11 protein-coding genes, 20 tRNA genes and 3 rRNA genes are annotated in these 19044 nt (G+C 46.0%); 3 read left to right on the forward strand and 31 right to left on the reverse strand.

The features are described 5' to 3' along the window. Positions 1 to 32: 32 nt before the first annotated feature. Positions 33 to 995, forward strand: coding sequence for a metal ABC transporter solute-binding protein, Zn/Mn family (locus tag AUO94_RS02745; protein ID WP_058385825.1), 963 nt, complete (start codon positions 33 to 35; stop codon positions 993 to 995). 52 nt (positions 996 to 1047) lie between these two features. On the opposite strand, the gene AUO94_RS02750 is transcribed toward AUO94_RS02745, so the two are convergent. From AUO94_RS02750 to AUO94_RS02785, 8 genes are all read right to left on the reverse strand, one after another. Continuing rightward, positions 1048 to 1716 carry an MOSC domain-containing protein gene (locus tag AUO94_RS02750; RefSeq protein ID WP_058385826.1) on the reverse strand — a complete coding sequence of 223 codons (669 nt, stop codon included), beginning with the start codon at positions 1714 to 1716 and terminating at the stop codon, positions 1048 to 1050. A 69-nt stretch (positions 1717 to 1785) separates the two neighbouring features. Further along, complete coding sequence (locus AUO94_RS02755) at positions 1786 to 2505, reverse strand: AAA family ATPase (protein WP_058385827.1); 720 nt, start codon at positions 2503 to 2505, stop codon at positions 1786 to 1788. Further along, positions 2496 to 3599, reverse strand: a complete 1104-nt coding sequence (gene menC / locus AUO94_RS02760; protein WP_058385828.1) for an o-succinylbenzoate synthase — start codon at positions 3597 to 3599, stop codon at positions 2496 to 2498. The genes AUO94_RS02755 and menC overlap by 10 nt, the downstream gene beginning before the upstream one ends. Then, on the reverse strand, positions 3590 to 5014 hold the full coding sequence (locus tag AUO94_RS02765; protein WP_062429946.1) for an o-succinylbenzoate--CoA ligase: 1425 nt from the start codon (positions 5012 to 5014) through the stop codon (positions 3590 to 3592). Before AUO94_RS02765 ends, menC begins: the two co-directional genes overlap by 10 nt. A gap of 62 nt (positions 5015 to 5076) precedes the next feature. Next, positions 5077 to 5895, reverse strand: coding sequence for a 1,4-dihydroxy-2-naphthoyl-CoA synthase (gene menB, locus AUO94_RS02770; protein ID WP_038703419.1), 819 nt, complete (start codon positions 5893 to 5895; stop codon positions 5077 to 5079). After that, complete coding sequence (gene menH, locus AUO94_RS02775) at positions 5892 to 6719, reverse strand: 2-succinyl-6-hydroxy-2,4-cyclohexadiene-1-carboxylate synthase (protein ID WP_058385829.1); 828 nt, start codon at positions 6717 to 6719, stop codon at positions 5892 to 5894. Before menH ends, menB begins: the two co-directional genes overlap by 4 nt. Then, positions 6716 to 8416, reverse strand: coding sequence for a 2-succinyl-5-enolpyruvyl-6-hydroxy-3-cyclohexene-1-carboxylic-acid synthase (gene menD / locus AUO94_RS02780; RefSeq protein WP_058385830.1), 1701 nt, complete (start codon positions 8414 to 8416; stop codon positions 6716 to 6718). Before menD ends, menH begins: the two co-directional genes overlap by 4 nt. Then, entirely contained in the window at positions 8403 to 9794 is a 1392-nt protein-coding gene (locus AUO94_RS02785; protein WP_058385831.1) for an isochorismate synthase, read from the reverse strand. Before AUO94_RS02785 ends, menD begins: the two co-directional genes overlap by 14 nt. Before the next feature lie 170 nt (positions 9795 to 9964). Between AUO94_RS02785 and AUO94_RS02790 the strand changes: the two genes are divergently transcribed. Then, positions 9965 to 10876, forward strand: a complete 912-nt coding sequence (locus AUO94_RS02790; protein WP_058385832.1) for a 1,4-dihydroxy-2-naphthoate polyprenyltransferase — start codon at positions 9965 to 9967, stop codon at positions 10874 to 10876. Between the two features lie 130 nt (positions 10877 to 11006). After that, a complete protein-coding gene (locus AUO94_RS02795) occupies positions 11007 to 11972 on the forward strand; it encodes a DMT family transporter (RefSeq protein WP_058385833.1) in 966 nt (321 codons plus the stop codon). Between the two features lie 13 nt (positions 11973 to 11985). On the opposite strand, the gene AUO94_RS02800 is transcribed toward AUO94_RS02795, so the two are convergent. From AUO94_RS02800 to AUO94_RS02910, 23 genes are all read right to left on the reverse strand, one after another. Beyond that, positions 11986 to 12057, reverse strand: a tRNA-Glu gene (locus AUO94_RS02800). Between the two features lie 6 nt (positions 12058 to 12063). After that, a tRNA-Ser gene (locus AUO94_RS02805) sits at positions 12064 to 12154 on the reverse strand. A gap of 4 nt (positions 12155 to 12158) precedes the next feature. Next, positions 12159 to 12233: transfer RNA gene (locus AUO94_RS02810), tRNA-Asn, on the reverse strand. A 1-nt stretch (position 12234) separates the two neighbouring features. Beyond that, positions 12235 to 12311: transfer RNA gene (locus tag AUO94_RS02815), tRNA-Ile, on the reverse strand. Between the two features lie 13 nt (positions 12312 to 12324). Then, positions 12325 to 12398, reverse strand: a tRNA-Gly gene (locus AUO94_RS02820). 6 nt (positions 12399 to 12404) lie between these two features. Beyond that, a tRNA-Phe gene (locus AUO94_RS02825) sits at positions 12405 to 12480 on the reverse strand. 17 nt (positions 12481 to 12497) lie between these two features. Continuing rightward, positions 12498 to 12573: transfer RNA gene (locus AUO94_RS02830), tRNA-Asp, on the reverse strand. Between the two features lie 3 nt (positions 12574 to 12576). Continuing rightward, positions 12577 to 12653 (reverse strand) — tRNA-Met (locus tag AUO94_RS02835). 47 nt (positions 12654 to 12700) lie between these two features. Then, positions 12701 to 12793, reverse strand: a tRNA-Ser gene (locus tag AUO94_RS02840). 15 nt (positions 12794 to 12808) lie between these two features. Then, positions 12809 to 12885: transfer RNA gene (locus tag AUO94_RS02845), tRNA-Ile, on the reverse strand. An 8-nt stretch (positions 12886 to 12893) separates the two neighbouring features. After that, positions 12894 to 12967 (reverse strand) — tRNA-Met (locus AUO94_RS02850). A gap of 21 nt (positions 12968 to 12988) precedes the next feature. After that, positions 12989 to 13064, reverse strand: a tRNA-Ala gene (locus tag AUO94_RS02855). Between the two features lie 6 nt (positions 13065 to 13070). Further along, positions 13071 to 13147, reverse strand: a tRNA-Pro gene (locus AUO94_RS02860). Between the two features lie 26 nt (positions 13148 to 13173). Further along, positions 13174 to 13250, reverse strand: a tRNA-Arg gene (locus tag AUO94_RS02865). Positions 13251 to 13281: 31 nt separating this feature from the next. After that, positions 13282 to 13370, reverse strand: a tRNA-Leu gene (locus AUO94_RS02870). Positions 13371 to 13399: 29 nt separating this feature from the next. Next, positions 13400 to 13474 (reverse strand) — tRNA-Gly (locus AUO94_RS02875). A gap of 5 nt (positions 13475 to 13479) precedes the next feature. Then, a tRNA-Leu gene (locus tag AUO94_RS02880) sits at positions 13480 to 13564 on the reverse strand. A 20-nt stretch (positions 13565 to 13584) separates the two neighbouring features. Beyond that, positions 13585 to 13660, reverse strand: a tRNA-Lys gene (locus tag AUO94_RS02885). A gap of 7 nt (positions 13661 to 13667) precedes the next feature. After that, positions 13668 to 13743: transfer RNA gene (locus AUO94_RS02890), tRNA-Thr, on the reverse strand. A gap of 12 nt (positions 13744 to 13755) precedes the next feature. Then, a tRNA-Val gene (locus AUO94_RS02895) sits at positions 13756 to 13831 on the reverse strand. Positions 13832 to 13841: 10 nt separating this feature from the next. Continuing rightward, positions 13842 to 13957 (reverse strand): 5S ribosomal RNA (gene rrf, locus AUO94_RS02900). Positions 13958 to 14095: 138 nt separating this feature from the next. After that, positions 14096 to 17028 (reverse strand): 23S ribosomal RNA (locus AUO94_RS02905). Between the two features lie 198 nt (positions 17029 to 17226). Beyond that, positions 17227 to 18776: ribosomal RNA gene (locus AUO94_RS02910) — 16S ribosomal RNA — on the reverse strand. The 16S, 23S and 5S rRNA genes sit together here with 20 tRNA genes alongside, the layout of an rRNA operon. Positions 18777 to 19044: the final 268 nt, after the last annotated feature.

Below are 19044 nucleotides of genomic sequence, written 5' to 3' on the forward strand. Positions count from 1 at the left end.
TAAAACGTAATCATTACATTTTGGAGGAAAATATGAAAAAAATACTATTACTAATCTCTATTGTTTTATTATTAGCAGCTTGTGGAAAAACAAGTGATGAAGCGCAAAGTATCGATACTGATGCTTCGAAGCTACAAATTTACACAACGGTTTATCCACTAACTTATTTTACGGAGCGCATCGGTGGTGATTTGATTGATGTTCAGTCAATTTATCCTGCCGGTTCCAATGAACACACCTTTGAACCCACACAACAAGAAATGATTCAACTCGCAGATGCAGATTTGATGTTCTCGATTGGTCTGGGTCTTGAAGGGTTTATCGACAAAGCTCAAAAAACATTGAAAAATGAAAATGTTGAATTTGTAGCGACAGCCGAAACAATGACAGAGGAAGATTTTGAAGCGGTACTTGGCCATACAGAAGAAGCCCATGTTGAAGAATCTGCAAGCGACGATGGTCATGATCACGGTTCAACTGACCCGCACGTCTGGATGTCTCCTGTACTAAGCGAGAAATTAGCAGAATCGATTAAAGATTCCTTGATAACAGCCGACCCAGAAAACGCAGAAACTTACGAAAGCAACTACACAGAATTAGTTGTTGAGCTCGAAACCTTAGACCGTTCGTTCGCTGCGCTATCTGAGCGCGTCACGAAAGACACCTTTTTCGTTTCCCATGAGGCTTTTGGCTACTTGTCAGAGCCTTACGGTTTTGAACAAATGGCAATCGCTGGGCTAAATAGCCAGGATGAGCCTTCGCAAAAAGAGTTAACAGAGATTGTTGATTTAGCGAAAGAAAAAAACTTAGAGTATATCGTCTTTGAACAAAATGTTTCGTCTAACCTGACAGAGGTTATTCGAAAAGAAGTAGATGCTGAAGCAATCCAAATGCACAATCTTGGCGTTTTGACACAAGAAAACATCGACAATGAAGAAACATATTTTACCTTGATGGAAAAAAATCTTCAAGTACTTGAGACCATTCTAAAATAGCAAAAAGGCACAGCAGAGAGACCTTCTCTGCTATGCCTTTCTTTTTTTCATATTAGCTACCCGATGTTAATTTAGTTAGTCGTTTGGTCAAAAATTGCCGCCATTCAGCTGCGAGTTCTTCTACTTCCAATACTTTGACGATCCCATCGATGTCTCTTGGTCTATGGAAATTGATTTCATTGGCATATAGAACCGATACTTGTTGTGGGCTTTTTGCTACTAGACGAATCGATGAATCGGCTCTCACAATGCCTTCTTCTAGTACACGGCAAAGATAACCAGTAAAGCCCGTTTTCACCATTTCTTTTAGTAAAGGCTTCATGTCCAGTCGCCTGTCAATGGTATTACAAGGAACTCTTCCTTGCGTCACTTGAATAATAGCCTCTCCCACTTGAAAAATGTCCCCAATGCAGACGTCTCGCTCTAACATATTTGTCACCGTTAAATTTTCGCCAAAAGCAGCAGGGGGTAACTGAACTTTAAATTGGTCCTTCCAATAAGCATAATGTTCATACGAATAAATGCACACGGCACGTTCTGGACCTCCGTGATGCTTAAGATCTGCGACACCATCTCCTTGAAAACCGCCCTTAGTTAACAACACCGTTTGCGCTTGTTGTTTACGAATAGCGGTTTCCATTTCCTTGCCGTTTTCATAGGTCATTTTCTCAGGTAAACCGATCGCAAAATTTTTGATGACCGCTTTTTCTGAACTTCTCATACATCCCCCACCTTTTGATCCGTCAGCTAATCGACTCTGATTTACTTTTCTGTATTATACATCAGACCATCAATCTTCTAAAATTTCATTTAAAAACTTTTCGCGATGATCTAAAAAATATTTGGTGATTCGGTAATGGTCGGTCATTTCATAATCGATTTCTTCAATCGCTCCTCCGTCAAAACTTAAAATTTGTGCATCTGGATATCCAAGAAGAATAGGTGAATGTGTCGCAATGATAAATTGACAATTCTCTTGTGTAGTCAAGTCTTTTAAAATCCTCAAAAATGTCAATTGTCGTTGGGGGGACAATGCGGCTTCTGGCTCATCAAGCAAATACAGTGCTCGCCCATTAAAGCGATTCAAAAATAAAGACAAGAACGATTCCCCATGAGATTGCTTGTGCAACGAACGACCTCCATATGACTGAAATCCATCTTCATCCACATCTTCTAAATGTGTCGCAAAATGATAAAATGATTCAGCGCGCATGAAAAATCCATTGGTCACTTTCGGCATCCAGGATAATCGAATGTACTCACCCAACACCGATTCAGAAGCGTGTACGTCATAGTTATTGTTGCGTCCACCTCCCGCTGTATTAAATTCGCATTTATCTGCGATGGCCTCGAGTAATGTTGACTTGCCCGACCCATTTTCTCCAACAAAAAAGGTAATGGGGTTGCTCAGCTTGACTTGTTTCATACTGTTTACCGCAGGTACTGTAAAAGGGTATTGTTCAAAATCCTCTACTTGGTCTCTCAATAAACGGATGCCAGTCAAAAACATTCCTTCACCTCCTCGCTAGGGCTTAAATGAGCAGTGTCTACTTTATAACCGATTCCTGTAAGCTGACTTAACTGGATCTCACCATTGTCGACAAAAATTTCCGGCTCGATTATATCTTTTTCCCAAAAATGAGTAGAAGCAGAAAAATCACCTGGATATTCTATACCTGGTAACGACGCCAGCGCTAAATTATGAGCCTTTGATACGCCAAATTCAATCATGCCCCCCACCCACATGCCTATAGAATGCTCACGACACAATTCCACCACTTTCAAGGTTTCTGTCCAGCCTCCAAGACGACTCATTTTTAACACGACAATGTCTCCTGCTTTCATATCGATCATTTGCTGAACATCATCTACACTAGAAATACTCTCGTCCAAACAAATTTTAGTGTTGAGTTGCGCTTTTGCTCGCGCATGTAACGCCCACTCACGCTCTCCAAACGGCTGTTCAATAAGCGTGAACCCAACATCATCAAATTCTTTTAACCGTTCAAAATTGGCTTTGTTGAAACTACCATTGGCATCCGCAAAAAATAATAGCTCGGGATAGTTAGTAACAACAGATTTCAACACAAACGGATCTGTATCTGGATGAATTTTGATTTTGATACGCTTGTACCCCGCATTGTTGGCTTGTGCTACTCGGTCTCCTATTTGAGACGGATCTGCAGCTACAACGATGCCAGCAGGAACTGCTTTCAAAGTGCCACCAACAAATTGCCAAAGCGGCTGCTGTTGCTGTTTTGCAAACAAATCCCACACAGCCATTTCTACGGCTGCTTTTGCCATCCGATTGCCTTTCACAGCTTTGAACAGTTCCCAAACTTCTTTTGGATGTTGAAAATTTTGACCCGTGAGTAGTGGCAGTAACACGTGCTCAAGTACAAAACGACAGCTGGTAATGGTTTCTTCTGTATACCAAGGAGTTTCAAATGCTACACATTCTCCGTAGCCAATGTCTCCTGACTCGTCTCGTACACTTACAACAATTACTTCCCGCTCATCTACTTGCTGTAAAACAGATTTAAAAGGGGTTTTGAGCGGTCTTCGTACTTTCTTAAAGCCAATCTCTTTAATGGTTATACCCATGCTCTCAACTCTCTTCTCAGCAGCTTGTTGGAAGCATTGCGCGGCAACGACTCAACAACCGTCAATTGTTTTGGCACTTTGTAAGACGCCAACTGCTCGCGGCAATAATCTAGCAATTCTTCTGCAGTCACGTCTTGTTGCAATACCACAAATGCCACGGGAACTTCTCCCCACCTCTCACTCGGTGCCCCGCAAACGCCAACTTCTTGAATAGCTGGATGACCCGATAAAACTTTTTCAATTTCAGCTGGGTACACATTTTCCCCACCAGAGACGATCAAATCCGAACGGCGGTCCACCACAAACAAAAATCCTTCATCATCTAAATAACCCATGTCTCCCGTATGAAGCCAGCCATCTTGTTGCACATTCCGCTCCGCAAATTTCCCGATATAGCCGGGTGTTACTTGTGGACCGCGAATCAGGATTTCTCCCACCTCACCCAATTTTTCCGTTTTGACTTCATATAAAAATAATGGCTTACCCGCTGATCCAATTTTTCGCTCTGCGTCCGCCACTTGTAAGGTTGTTGTTTGCGATGATGTTTCTGTCATGCCGTATGTTTGCAACACCGGTATCCCACAGTTTTCAGCACGTTTCATATAGGCAACGGGAATCGGTCCACCTCCAGCAAGAACCGCTTTAAAACGATTAGAAGCTTGCGTGGAACCTCTTTCGACACTCGTTAATATGCGTTCTAACGTCACACTCACAACCGACATATGCGTCACGCTGCCGTTACAAATTTCTTCTGCGCTGCGTTCTGCGTCAAATTTCTCATATAACCGGACGCCCATGCCATAAATTAACGATCTCATCAATATGGAAAATCCACTAATATGGAACAATGGCACGGCACATAGCCAAACATCTTCCGGTGCAACGCCAATATTAAGTGCAGAAGATACAGCACTTGAAAAATGATTTTCCGCTGTTTGGCGAACACCTTTTGGATGTCCGGTAGTACCTGACGTATACATAATCGAAAGAGTCCGGTCTTTTGCCCATTGTTGTTGCGGTTCGAATTGATCGGCGTTGGCTTTTTCGATTTCACTAAATAAAACCATGCGTGAATCGTCCATTTTTTCTTTTAGCACATCAGCTACGAAAATAAACGCGACTTCCGCATCGTTTATTTGGTACGTTAATTCATTGCTTGATAAACGCTCATTGAGCATGACCATTTCACAGCCTAGATGCATACAACCATACAAGACAAAAACAAATTCTGGAGTAGATTTTGCTAATACTGCAACACGTGAATGTTCTTTCACGCCAAGCGCGCTAAGTTTACGTGCATAATCGAGTGCAATCTTATTGATTTCAGAAAAAGTCCATTGCTGCTGCTCAAACGACAAGGCCATACGGTCCCCGCTCAAATAACTTCGCTGACTCAACCAATTCGGATAGGTCATGTTAAAAATCCTTTCTTCAAAAAAAGCTGTCCCCAAGAGGACAGCTTTCAATTATTCTATGATCATGGGAAACGTGGGAATTGACCAAAGTCCGGTTTGCGTTTTTCTTTAAACGCATCGCGTCCTTCTTTTGCTTCGTCTGTTGTGTAATACAATAGCGTTGCGTCTCCAGCCATTTGCTGCAATCCAGCAAGACCGTCTGTATCAGCATTCATCGCCGCTTTTACAAAACGAAGTGCAGTTGGGCTCATTTCAAGCATTTCCTGACACCATTGAACCGTTTCGTCTTCTAACTGTTCAAGAGGTACAACTGTGTTCACTAAGCCCATGTCCAGTGCTTCTTGTGCGTCGTATTGGCGGCATAAGTACCAAATTTCACGTGCTTTCTTGTGACCAATAATACGTGCCAAGTAACCAGAACCGTAGCCAGCGTCAAACGAACCAACGCGCGGTCCTGTTTGGCCAAATCGTGCGTTGTCTGCTGCAATCGTCAAGTCACACACAACGTGCAAGACGTGTCCACCGCCAATTGCATAACCCGCAACCATTGCGACAACTGGTTTTGGAATAACACGGATTAAACGTTGTAGATCCAATACGTTCAAACGTGGAATTTCATCTTCCCCAACGTAACCACCGTGTCCGCGTACAGATTGGTCGCCACCTGAACAGAAAGCTTTTTCACCTTCGCCAGTTAAAACAATAACGCCTACATCTGCGTTATCGCGCGCACGTGAAAACGCATCGATCAATTCATGAACTGTTTTCGGACGGAATGCGTTGCGCACTTCCGGACGGTTAATCGTAATTTTCGCAATACCGTTAAAAATTTCATACTTAATGTCTTCATATGTACGTTCTGTAATCCACTCGCGTGTCATGATTTTCCTCCTTGATAGTTCAAACTTAAATACTCTCTTACTATTGTAGCAAATTCAGCAGGTTTTTCCACATGTATTGCATGTCCTGCGTCGATAGTTTTATGAATGGCCTTTGGCATCAGACTAGCCATCTCTTTAGCAATCAACTCAAACTTCAAGTCCAACTGCCCTGTCACCAATAAAACCGGCATATTTAAACACATTAACTCTCCCCAATAAGAAGCTTGAGAACCGGTTCCCATACCGAGTAAACTATTCGCAAGCCCTACTGGATTTTGCTCCAAGCGTTCTTGGCGAATTGCGTCCTTGACCTTTTCTGGCAAAGATTTCTGACTATCGAACAATGCAATGTTTTCCCAGGAATCGATAAAACCTACAAGACCTTGCGTAACAATTCGCTCTACAAGATGTGCGTCATTGGCTCGGCGTTTTCTTCTGGCCTCTTCACTTCGGAGTCCAGGAGAAGCACTTTCTAGAATCAATCCACTAACTCGCACTGGAAATTCACAAGCATAAGCAAGCGCTGTACGCCCGCCCATTGAATAGCCGATAAGAGAAAAGCGATCAAGCTCTAACTGGTCAAACAAAGCATCTAAATTGGCGAGTTGCCGTTCCATTGTATAAAATTCGACTGATTTTGGACTCTCCGTCTTTCCGTGACCAATCAAATCAATGAAAACAAGTTTGTGGTCCGTCCAACCTGTTGCAACTGAGTGCCAGCTTTTTGTAGTGCCCGTAAAGCCATGCAGAAATACTACGGTTTCTTGTTTTTCTCGATTCCTTACTTCTATATGGTAGTGAGTTCCATTAACTGTTAGTTTCATTGCTTAGCCAGCTCCTCATCAAAGCGGCTCCATAATTTACGATGTGTCATCACATTATTTTCACGATTGGTGAACACTTCAATAATCTTCACTGATTTTGTTTTCGGCTCATCTAACGCGGCAGCAAATTGGGCAATCGTTTCAGCAGATACATATTGCGCATCGTACATGTTCGCTGCATCGCTAAACGTTAATCCAGTCGGCGTACCGAACAGTTCTTCAAAATGACGTTCTTCTTGAGACTGAGGCAAATAAGAGAAAATGCCGCCACCATCGTTATTCATCACAACAATCGTCAAATCGGTTTCCTGCATTTTAGACGCAATCAAGCCGTTCATGTCATGCAAAAAGGATAAGTCGCCAATATATAAATACGCAGGTCGCTGTTTTGCCGCTTGTACGCCAAACGCCGTTGACACCACACCATCAATGCCATTCGTCCCGCGGTTCGCATACATCATGATATCCCGCTCTGTTGATTGGAAGAAGGTATCCACGTCGCGAATTGGCATACTGCTACCAATGATCAAATCGCAGTTTTCTAATGTCTCAAAAAACACTTTTGCTAACACGCCTTCATCCAACTCTTCTTGACTATGAAGAGCTACAACTTTCCAATATAAAGAGGATGCCTTGGTCCATTTTTCACGGTACGAATTCGTTTGTTTCATTTCTAAAGACAATTGCCACAAACCATTTATAGAAGCCTGAATGTGATGCGTTGCTACCGATTGCGCATCTCGCAACATCGGACTTTCATCAAACACCACATAAGTTTCAGGTCTAGCTGCTGCCAAAAACAAACTCAGTGGTTTTGAAACCGGTTGTGGCCCAATCCGAAACACGACTTGTGGGGTTACTTGTTCTTTAAACTCTTTATTTTTTAACAACGCATCGTATGAATCAACAATCAGATGTCTTGTAGTTGATGGACAATTGCCTCGTAAATTCGATAGTGGATCGGCAAGTACTGGCCAGTTGAGCTTTTGAATAAACTCCCAAAATTCAGGTGGCATCGGTTTGGTCATTTCCCCAACAATTAATAGTCCCCGGTCCTTTTTTAACACGTTCTGCAAAAACACACGACTTTCGGCAGATAGGGAAAGTTCTCCACCAAAATGGGCAATGTCTCCGCTACTTTCATAAGTTTGTTCAAAATCAATACCGAGTGGTTCACGAAATGGTACATTGATATGCACGGGTCCTCTTGGTTCACTGTTGGCATTTTGAACAGAACGGTGCAAATGACGCGTTAAGAACGCCAATTGATTTTCCGTTTCCGGCATCGGCAAATCAGTTGACCATTTAACATGTGATCCAAACAAATTGATTTGATTGATTGCTTGCGGTGCCCCGACTTCTCGCAACTCGTGCGGTCGGTCAGCCGTTACGACGATTAACGGTACACGTGCGTAGTAAGCTTCGACGACTGCTGGAAAATAATTAGCGGCTGCAGTTCCAGATGTGCATAACAGCATCACCGGTTTACCAGACGCCTTCGCCATGCCCAGCGCGAAATAAGCTGCGGAACGTTCATCGATTTGACGGTATACCGTCAAGCCTTCTTGTTTCATACAAGCATAAGCTAATGGTGTTGAACGAGATCCTGGACTAATGACTGCAGCTGCCACGCCTAGTTCAACTAGTGAATGGGTGAATGCAGATACATATTCTGTTAATGCTTTACGACTCGTCACTCAATTGACCTCCCAATGCCCGGAGCATCGGCCTAAACTTAACCCATGTCTCGTCATATTCTGACTCTGGCGTGGAATCTGCTACAATTCCACCTCCCGCATATAAATAAGCTTCTTTGCCATCTAGTAAAGCCGACCGAATAGCAACCGCAAATTCGCCGTCTCCTTTGGCATCAATCCACCCAACAGGCGCAGCATAATAACCGCGATTCATTGCTTCGTAGTTCCGAATCATTTCCAACGCTAGTAATTTGGGTTCTCCACCGAGTGCTGGCGTAGGATGAAGAACTTGCACCAAATCAAATAGCGTAGCACCTGGATTCAAGTCTCCTTCAACCGGTGTATATAAATGCTGAATATCCCTAATTTTCATCAATTTCGGCAATTTGGGTACGATTGTCCGACTGCAATTCGCTCTAAAAACTTCACTAATCATGTTTACTACATATTGATGTTCAGCACGATTTTTAGAATCTTTCAGTAAAATTTCCCCAAGTTCGGTATCCTTCTCAATGGTTTTTCCACGCGGAGTAGAACCCGCTAAACATGTCGAAAGGGCTTTATGATTTTCCACTTTTACTAATCGTTCAGGAGTCGCACCAAAGAAAAATTGGTCTTCTGCCTCCAAACCAAATAGAAAACTTTCAGGTTGTTCATTAGATACTTGATACAATGCTGAAGTCGGTGTAAACACATCTTCAAATTCCAGTTTCATCGTGCGTGCAATAACGACTTTTTCAACTTCTTTAGCTTTAATAATGTCGGTTACTTGTTTGATGGAATCCAAATAAGCTTGTTTTTTCAGTTCTATACGACCCGTTGTTTGCGGTTTATCGTATTTGTCCACTTCTGATACTTGGGCTGCATGGATCAATTTATCCCGCTCTTTGCGCATCGCCTCAAATTCTGCAAAACTCTCTTGCTTTTGAGTGATTAAATGGATACTAATAAAAGCCTGTTCTCCTTTTAACACTAGTTGAAAAGTCGGCACTGCGAAATAAGCCTGAGGAAATCTCTTCCATTCACTCGCTTTATTGTTTAACGGATCAAACGAAAATCCACCAAATAGAACCGGCTGAACCGAATGCTCTTCATTGACAATTTGGCGACATAAGTTCTGCCAATCTTTTTTTATTTCTTCAAATCTTCCATTTGCCTTGTTTGTAGACAATACATGGGCATGACCGATTCCGACCAACGTAAAGGTCTTTTCCCGATTTTGCCAGTACAGTCGTTTTCCTGAGTGGTCACTTCCGCCGGCTTCAAAAAATGCCAATGCTGACATGCGTGTTACTTCAATTGTTTCCGTATAAAAGCGGTAGCCTTCGTATTGGCTATCCGCAGATTGTTGAGTCGATGAAGACGATTCTGAATTCACCTGATTACCTCCGTTTTAAGACAACAGTCTAGTTTATTCCACAAACGTTCTACTTTTTAATCTCTACCTTCTATCATACTCTTTTCTGCTAAAATCAGCACATCATTTGCTGTATTCACTGTTATTTTGAAGTACAATGAGGAGTGGAAAGAATTAAAGGAGAGAGATATATGACACATTCACTACAAGCAGACAGCGGATGGCGCGTATGGTGGCAACTAACTCGGCCGCATACCTTAACCGCTTCTTTCGCTCCCGTATTCCTCGGAACGATGATTGCTTTACAGTATTCCCCTATCGATTGGATTTTATTCCTAGCTATGCTCGTTGCGAGTTTATTGATTCAAGCAGCTACTAATATGTTCAATGAATATTACGATTTTGCTAGAGGGTTAGACAATGAGAACTCTGTCGGTATTGGGGGTGCAATTGTTCGGAACGGTGTGAAACCGAAAACTGTATTAACTCTAGCTTTATTGTTCTACGGGATTGCTGCAGTTATTGGTCTCTACATTTGTTCACTAACTAGTTGGTGGCTTTTAGTTGTAGGTGCCGTTGCAATGGGGATTGGCTATTTTTATACCGGTGGGCCATATCCTATTGCCTACACACCTTTTGGCGAACTTTTCTCTGGCGTAGTCATGGGCTATTTGATTGTAATCATTGCCTTCTATATTCAAACGGGGATGGTAACCCTAGAAGCATCGTTACTTGCTATTCCGAGCACATTATTAGTAGCAGCTATTATGCTAGCTAATAACATTCGCGATATTGTGGGCGACGAAGAAAGTGGACGCAAAACACTTGCTATTTTGGTTAAAAGACCGGCAGCTGTCAATATTCTTATGTGGTTTTTCATTCTAGCCTACGTATGGATTGTCATCCTTATCCTAGTAGGAATATTGACACCGTGGGCTTTACTAGTCTTCATAAGCGTCATTAAACCTATTAAAGTCGTTCAAATCTTTAAACGTTTTACAGAACCTCTAAAGGTGATGCCGGCGATGAAAGATACTGGAAAAACAAATACATTTGTGGCTTTTTTACTTGGAATTGGGTTACTGATTGATTACCTTCTATAATATAGACAAACAAAAAAGGATTTCTCTAGAAATCCTTTTTTTGTTTGTCTAAAATAATACTTTGAAGAACAGTTAATTATAAGTTATAGTAAATAAATAATTCTAAATTTTCGAATGAGGAGGATATATAGTGAAACCTATCATCATCGGCATTATTGCAGCTTTTTTCTTTGCATTTACTTTCGTACTCAACGCCACGATGGAAGCTGACGGCGGGAATTGGATCTGGAGTGCGTCTCTCCGATACTTTTTCATGATTCCCTTTTTACTTTTGATTGTTGTTTTAAGAAAGAACTTAAAACCACTGTTACAAGAAATGAACAAAAACAAAAGAGCTTGGACCTTATGGAGTTTTGTTGGATTTGGCTTATTCTATGCTCCACTATGTTTCGCTGCAGCCTATTCCCCTGGCTGGCTCATCGCAGGAACATGGCAAATTACCATAGTCGCTGGTACATTACTTGCTCCCTTATTTCTCATTACCATACATAGCAATAAAGAAACTACTCAACTAAGAGGAAAGATTCCTGTTAAAAGCTTGATGATTTCTTTTATCATATTAGCAGGAGTCAGTTTAATGCAACTTGAACATGTAGCAGTTGTTTCTTCTTCAACACTTTGGTTCGGTTTTATCCCTGTTATCCTCGCAGCTTTCGCATACCCATTAGGAAATAGAAAAATGATGGATATATGTGGAGGCAGGTTGGATGCGTATCAGAGGGTTTTGGGCATGACACTAGCTAGTCTACCTTTTTGGTTCATCCTATCATTATATGGGCTTGTTACTGTAGGTGGACCTAGCGCTTCACAAAGCTTACAAACTTTAATTGTAGCAATCAGTTCAGGTGTAATGGCAACAGTACTCTTCTTTAAAGCGACTGATCTAGTTAGAGGCGATATGCAGAAACTAGGAGCAGTAGAAGCGACACAATCAATGGAAGTTTTATTTGCGTTAGCAGGAGAAGCACTTTTCTTGTCAATTGTCTTACCTTCAAGCTTAGCAATAATCGGAATTTTCATTGTAATGCTTGGCATGATTCTTCACAGTCTTAATTCTAGTAAAACGAAAAAAAGTGTTATGCAATTAAATGCATAACACTTTTCTATAATGACCCCTACGGGATTCGAACCCGTGTTACCGCCGTGAAAGGGCGGTGTCTTAACCGCTTGACCAAGGGGCCAAATACTGGCGGAGAAGGAGGGATTTGAACCCTCGCGCCGGTTGCCCGACCTACACCCTTAGCAGGGGCGCCTCTTCAGCCACTTGAGTACTTCCCCAGTATGGCTCCGAAGGTAGGACTCGAACCTACGACCATCGCATTAACAGTGCGGTGCTCTACCACTGAGCTACTTCGGAATGGTGGGCCTAAATGGACTCGAACCATCGACCTCACGCTTATCAGGCGTGCGCTCTAACCAGCTGAGCTATAGGCCCATATGTAATATTATGGAGCGGGTGGGGGGAATCGAACCCCCATCATCAGCTTGGAAGGCTGAGGTTTTACCACTAAACTACACCCGCGTAAAATGGTGGGTCAGGACGGAATCGAACCGCCGACACTTAGAGCTTCAATCTAATGCTCTACCGACTGAGCTACTGACCCACTTTATTTATTGAAAATGGCGGTCCCGACCGGGATCGAACCGGCGATCTCCTGCGTGACAGGCAGGCATGTTAACCGCTACACCACGGGACCATTTGGTTGCGGGGGCAGGATTTGAACCTGCGACCTTTGGGTTATGAGCCCAACGAGCTACCGAACTGCTCCACCCCGCGACAATATTATAATTCAAAAGAAATTCGTCCACACATTTTAAAAAATATGGAGGAGGAAGAGGGATTCGAACCCCCGCGGGATTTGACTCCCCTGTCGGTTTTCAAGACCGATCCCTTCAGCCAAACTTGGGTATTCCTCCGAGATAAAATACATATGGTGGACCTTGCAGGACTCGAACCTGCGACCGGACGGTTATGAGCCGTCTGCTCTAACCAACTGAGCTAAAGGTCCTAAAAAAGTGGCGGCAGAGGGGATCGAACCCCCGACCTCACGGGTATGAACCGTACGCTCTAGCCAGCTGAGCTACGCCGCCGGGATCTTTACTTTAAAAAGTTGGTGGAGCCTAGCGGGATCGAACCGCTGACCTCCTGCGTGCAAGGCAGGCGCTCTCCCAGCTGAGCTAAGGCCCCATTGTTTGGTCGGGAAGACAGGATTCGAACCTGCGACCCCTTGGTCCCAAACCAAGTGCTCTACCAAGCTGAGCTACTTCCCGAACTTGAGTTGCTGAGTATAAAAATATGGTGCGCCCGAGAGGACTCGAACCTCTAACCGCTTGATTCGTAGTCAAGTACTCTATCCAATTGAGCTACGGGCGCATATGATGCTATTCACTATTTCGTGAAAAGATGGTGCCGAGGACCGGAATCGAACCGGTACGGTAGTCACCTACCGCAGGATTTTAAGTCCTGTGCGTCTGCCAGTTCCGCCACCCCGGCTAAGGGTCGGTATCACGTGCAAATAAATATGGAGCGGAAGACGAGGTTCGAACTCGCGACCTCCACCTTGGCAAGGTGGCGTTCTACCACTGAACTACTTCCGCAAAAATGGTGCGGGTGAAGGGAGTCGAACCCCCACGCCCGAAGGCGCTAGATCCTAAGTCTAGTGCGTCTGCCAGTTCCGCCACACCCGCGTGGCAATATAAAATTAAAATGGTGAGCCATGAAGGATTCGAACCTTCGACCCTCTGATTAAAAGTCAGATGCTCTACCAGCTGAGCTAATGGCTCGAAAAAGTGGTGCCGGAGAAAGGAGTCGAACCCTCGACCTACTGATTACAAGTCAGTTGCTCTACCAACTGAGCTACTCCGGCAAAAGAAATAAATGGTGGAGGATGACGGGATCGAACCGCCGACCCTCTGCTTGTAAGGCAGATGCTCTCCCAGCTGAGCTAATCCTCCGATATATATTGCCCAGCGACGTCCTACTCTCACAGGGGGAAACCCCCAACTACCATCGGCGCAAAAGAGCTTAACTGCCGTGTTCGGGATGGGAACGGGTGTGGCCTCTTTGCCATCATCACTGGACTATTTGGTTTTGAAAGACAAGATTTATTATACCAGTAGTACTGGTTTTTTCAAGCTTTTTTTACAAAAACTTGGGCTTATTCTTTCAAAACTGGATAAACGACGGGTGAAACAAGCAAGTTTTTCGCATACAGTGTGTTGGTTAAGTCCTCGATCGATTAGTATTCGTCAGCTGCACGTATCGCTACGCTTCCACCTCGAACCTATCTACCTCATCGTCTTTGAGGGATCTTACTTGCTTGCGCAATGGGAAATCTCATCTTGAGGGGGGCTTCGTGCTTAGATGCTTTCAGCACTTATCCCGGCCACACATAGCTACCCAGCGATGCCCTTGGCAGAACAACTGGTACACCAGCGGTGTGTCCATCCCGGTCCTCTCGTACTAAGGACAGCTCCTCTCAAATTTCCTGCGCCCGCGACGGATAGGGACCGAACTGTCTCACGACGTTCTGAACCCAGCTCGCGTACCGCTTTAATGGGCGAACAGCCCAACCCTTGGGACCGACTACAGCCCCAGGATGCGATGAGCCGACATCGAGGTGCCAAACCTCCCCGTCGATGTGGACTCTTGGGGGAGATAAGCCTGTTATCCCCGGGGTAGCTTTTATCCGTTGAGCGATGGCCCTTCCATGCGGAACCACCGGATCACTAAGCCCGTCTTTCGACCCTGCTCGACCTGTACGTCTCGCAGTCAAGCTCCCTTCTGCCTTTACACTCTACGAATGATTTCCAACCATTCTGAGGGAACCTTTGGGCGCCTCCGTTACTCTTTAGGAGGCGACCGCCCCAGTCAAACTGCCCGCCTGACACTGTCTCCCAAGCCGATCAGGCTTGTGGGTTAGAATTTCAATACAACCAGGGTAGTATCCCACTGACGCCTCCTCCGAAGCTAGCGCTCCGGAATCTCAGGCTCCTACCTATCCTGTACAAGTTGCACCAAAATTCAATATCAGGCTACAGTAAAGCTCCACGGGGTCTTTCCGTCCTGTCGCGGGTAACCTGCATCTTCACAGGTACTATAATTTCACCGAGTCTCTCGTTGAGACAGTGCCCAGATCGTTACGCCTTTCGTGCGGGTCGGAACTTACCCGACAAGGAATTTCGCTACCTTAGGACCGTTATAGTTACGGCCGCCGTTTACTGGGGCTTCAATTCGCACCTTCGCTTGCGCTAAGCACTCCTCTTAACCTTCCAGCACCGGGCAGGCGTCAGCCCCTATACGTCACCTTACGGTTTTGCAGAGACCTGTGTTTTTGCTAAACAGTCGCCTGGGCCTATTCACTGCGGCTCTCTCGGGCTATTCACCCTACCAGAGCACCCCTTCTCCCGAAGTTACGGGGTCATTTTGCCGAGTTCCTTAACGAGAGTTCACTCGCTCACCTTAGAATTCTCTTCTCGCCTACCTGTGTCGGTTTGCGGTACGGGCACCTCCCGCCTCGCTAGAGGCTTTTCTTGGCAGTGTGAAATCAGGGACTCAAGGGTAAACCCTCTTGCCGTCACAGCTCAACGTATTAGAAATGGGATTTGCCTCATTTCACGCCTCACTGCTTGGACGTGCACAACCAACGGCACGCTCTCCTTATCCTTCTGCGTCCCCCCATTGCTCAAACGGCGGGGAGGTGGTACAGGAATATCAACCTGTTGTCCATCGTCTACGCCTATCGGCCTCGACTTAGGTCCCGACTAACCCTGAGCGGACGAGCCTTCCTCAGGAAACCTTAGGCATTCGGTGGACGGGATTCTCACCCGTCTTTCGTTACTCATACCGGCATTCTCACTTCTAAGCGCTCCACCAGTCCTTCCGGTCTGACTTCAACGCCCTTAGAACGCTCTCCTACCACAGATCTCTAACGAGATCCATCCACAGCTTCGGTAATCCGTTTAGCCCCGGTACATTTTCGGCGCAGTGTCACTCGACCAGTGAGCTATTACGCACTCTTTAAATGATGGCTGCTTCTAAGCCAACATCCTGGTTGTCTAAGCAACGCCACATCCTTTTCCACTTAACGGATATTTGGGGACCTTAGCTGGTGGTCTGGGCTGTTTCCCTCTTGACTACGGATCTTATCACTCGCAGTCTGACTCCCAAGCATAAATCACTGGCATTCGGAGTTTGTCTGAATTCGGTAACCCGGGATGGGCCCCTAGTCCAAACAGTGCTCTACCTCCAGGATTCTCAATCTTGAGGCTAGCCCTAAAGCTATTTCGGAGAGAACCAGCTATCTCCAGGTTCGATTGGAATTTCTCCGCTACCCACACCTCATCCCCGCACTTTTCAACGTGCGTGGGTTCGGGCCTCCAGTAAGTGTTACCTTACCTTCACCCTGGACATGGGTAGATCACCTGGTTTCGGGTCTACAACTGCATACTCTGTCGCCCTATTCAGACTCGCTTTCGCTGCGGCTCCGCCTTCTCAGCTTAACCTTGCATGCAATCGTAACTCGCCGGTTCATTCTACAAAAGGCACGCCATCACCCATTAACGGGCTTTGACTACTTGTAGGCACACGGTTTCAGGATCTATTTCACTCCCCTTCCGGGGTGCTTTTCACCTTTCCCTCACGGTACTGGTTCACTATCGGTCACTAGGAAGTATTTAGCCTTGGGAGATGGTCCTCCCAGATTCCGACGGAATTTCACGTGTTCCGCCGTACTCAGGATCCACTCTGGAGGGATAGGGTTTTCGGCTACGGGGCTGTTACCCGCTGCGGCGGACCGTTCCAGGTCGCTTCGCCTAGTCCTATCTTTTGTAACTCCGTATAGAGTGTCCTACAACCCCAAGAGGCAAGCCTCTTGGTTTGGGCTGATCCCGTTTCGCTCGCCGCTACTCAGGGAATCGCATTTGCTTTCTCTTCCTCCAGGTACTTAGATGTTTCAGTTCCCTGGGTCTGCCTTCTCATGTGCTATAGATTCACACATGGATACTACCCGATTAAAGGCAGTGGGTTCCCCCATTCGGAAATCTCCGGATCACAGCTCACTTACAGCTCCCCGAAGCATATCGGTGTTAGTGCCGTCCTTCTTCGGCTCCTAGTGCCAAGGCATCCACCGTGCGCCCTTTCTAACTTAACCACTGGTTAATTAAAAAGTTGTGACGAAATCGTCACGCGTACTTGAATTACTTGCATTTGTTTCAATGTCGTTTTATCCAGTTTTCAAAGAACAAGAGTGAAAGTCACAAAAAAAGGCGTTGCCGCCTGAAGGTGAACCTTCAAAACTGAACGCAAAACGTCAACCCCGAGCCAAGCTCGGTTCCGAATTTATCCTTAGAAAGGAGGTGATCCAGCCGCACCTTCCGATACGGCTACCTTGTTACGACTTCACCCCAATCATCTGTCCCACCTTCGGCGGCTGGCTCCACAAGGGTTACCTCACCGACTTCGGGTGTTACAAACTCTCGTGGTGTGACGGGCGGTGTGTACAAGGCCCGGGAACGTATTCACCGTGGCATGCTGATCCACGATTACTAGCGATTCCGGCTTCATGCAGGCGAGTTGCAGCCTGCAATCCGAACTGAGAACGGTTTTCTGGGATTGGCTTGCCCTCGCGGGGTTGCAGCCCTTTGTACCGTCCATTGTAGCACGTGTGTAGCCCAGGTCATAAGGGGCATGATGATTTGACGTCATCCCCACCTTCCTCCGGTTTGTCACCGGCAGTCACCTTAGAGTGCCCAACTGAATGCTGGCAACTAAGATCAAGGGTTGCGCTCGTTGCGGGACTTAACCCAACATCTCACGACACGAGCTGACGACAACCATGCACCACCTGTCACCACTGTCCCCGAAGGGAAAAGCGTATCTCTACACCGGTCAGTGGGATGTCAAGACCTGGTAAGGTTCTTCGCGTTGCTTCGAATTAAACCACATGCTCCACCGCTTGTGCGGGCCCCCGTCAATTCCTTTGAGTTTCAGCCTTGCGGCCGTACTCCCCAGGCGGAGTGCTTAATGCGTTAGCTGCAGCACTAAGGGGCGGAAACCCCCTAACACTTAGCACTCATCGTTTACGGCGTGGACTACCAGGGTATCTAATCCTGTTTGCTCCCCACGCTTTCGCGCCTCAGCGTCAGTTACAGACCAGAAAGTCGCCTTCGCCACTGGTGTTCCTCCACATCTCTACGCATTTCACCGCTACACATGGAATTCCACTTTCCTCTTCTGCACTCAAGTTCCCCAGTTTCCAATGACCCTCCACGGTTGAGCCGTGGGCTTTCACATCGGACTTAAGGAACCGCCTGCGCGCGCTTTACGCCCAATAATTCCGGACAACGCTTGCCACCTACGTATTACCGCGGCTGCTGGCACGTAGTTAGCCGTGGCTTTCTGGTGAGGTACCGTCAAGGTACCAGTAGTTACTTGGTACTTGTTCTTCCCTCACAACAGAGTTTTACGATCCGAAAACCTTCGTCACTCACGCGGCGTTGCTCCGTCAGACTTTCGTCCATTGCGGAAGATTCCCTACTGCTGCCTCCCGTAGGAGTCTGGGCCGTGTCTCAGTCCCAGTGTGGCCGATCACCCTCTCAGGTCGGCTACGCATCGTCGCCTTGGTAGGCCATTACCCCACCAACTAGCTAATGCGCCGCGGGCCCATCCTGCAGTGACAGCCGAAACCGTCTTTCCGTACAGCCTCAGGAGAGGCCGCAAACTATTCGGTATTAGCACCGGTTTCCCGGAGTTATCCCGATCTGCAGGGCAGGTTGCCCACGTGTTACTCACCCGTCCGCCGCTAAACAATGGGAGCAAGCTCCCAAAGTTCCGCTCGACTTGCATGTATTAGGCACGCCGCCAGCGTTCGTCCTGAGCCAGGATCAAACTCTCCATTATAGAGTAGTGTTGATTGCTCAATACTGCTGGCGTATCGCCGTCCGAAGACGCACGATTCGCTTTGATCTGCGTGATGCTGATCAGTAAGTTGTAGTCACGAACACCGAGAAGGAAAACAACTTTGCTCTGATCGCCATAAGGCAACCTTCGCAAAAGCCGTTCTCGCACCGAAGTGCTCGTGACGTCTTTCGTTGACGTTTTGCTGTTCAGTTTTCAAGGTTCAAGTTATTGTTTTTTTTAGCCGCGCTCATTGGCGACTTAATTAATA

This window comes from Planococcus kocurii (genome assembly GCF_001465835.2).
GTDB classification, from domain to species: domain Bacteria; phylum Bacillota; class Bacilli; order Bacillales_A; family Planococcaceae; genus Planococcus; species Planococcus kocurii.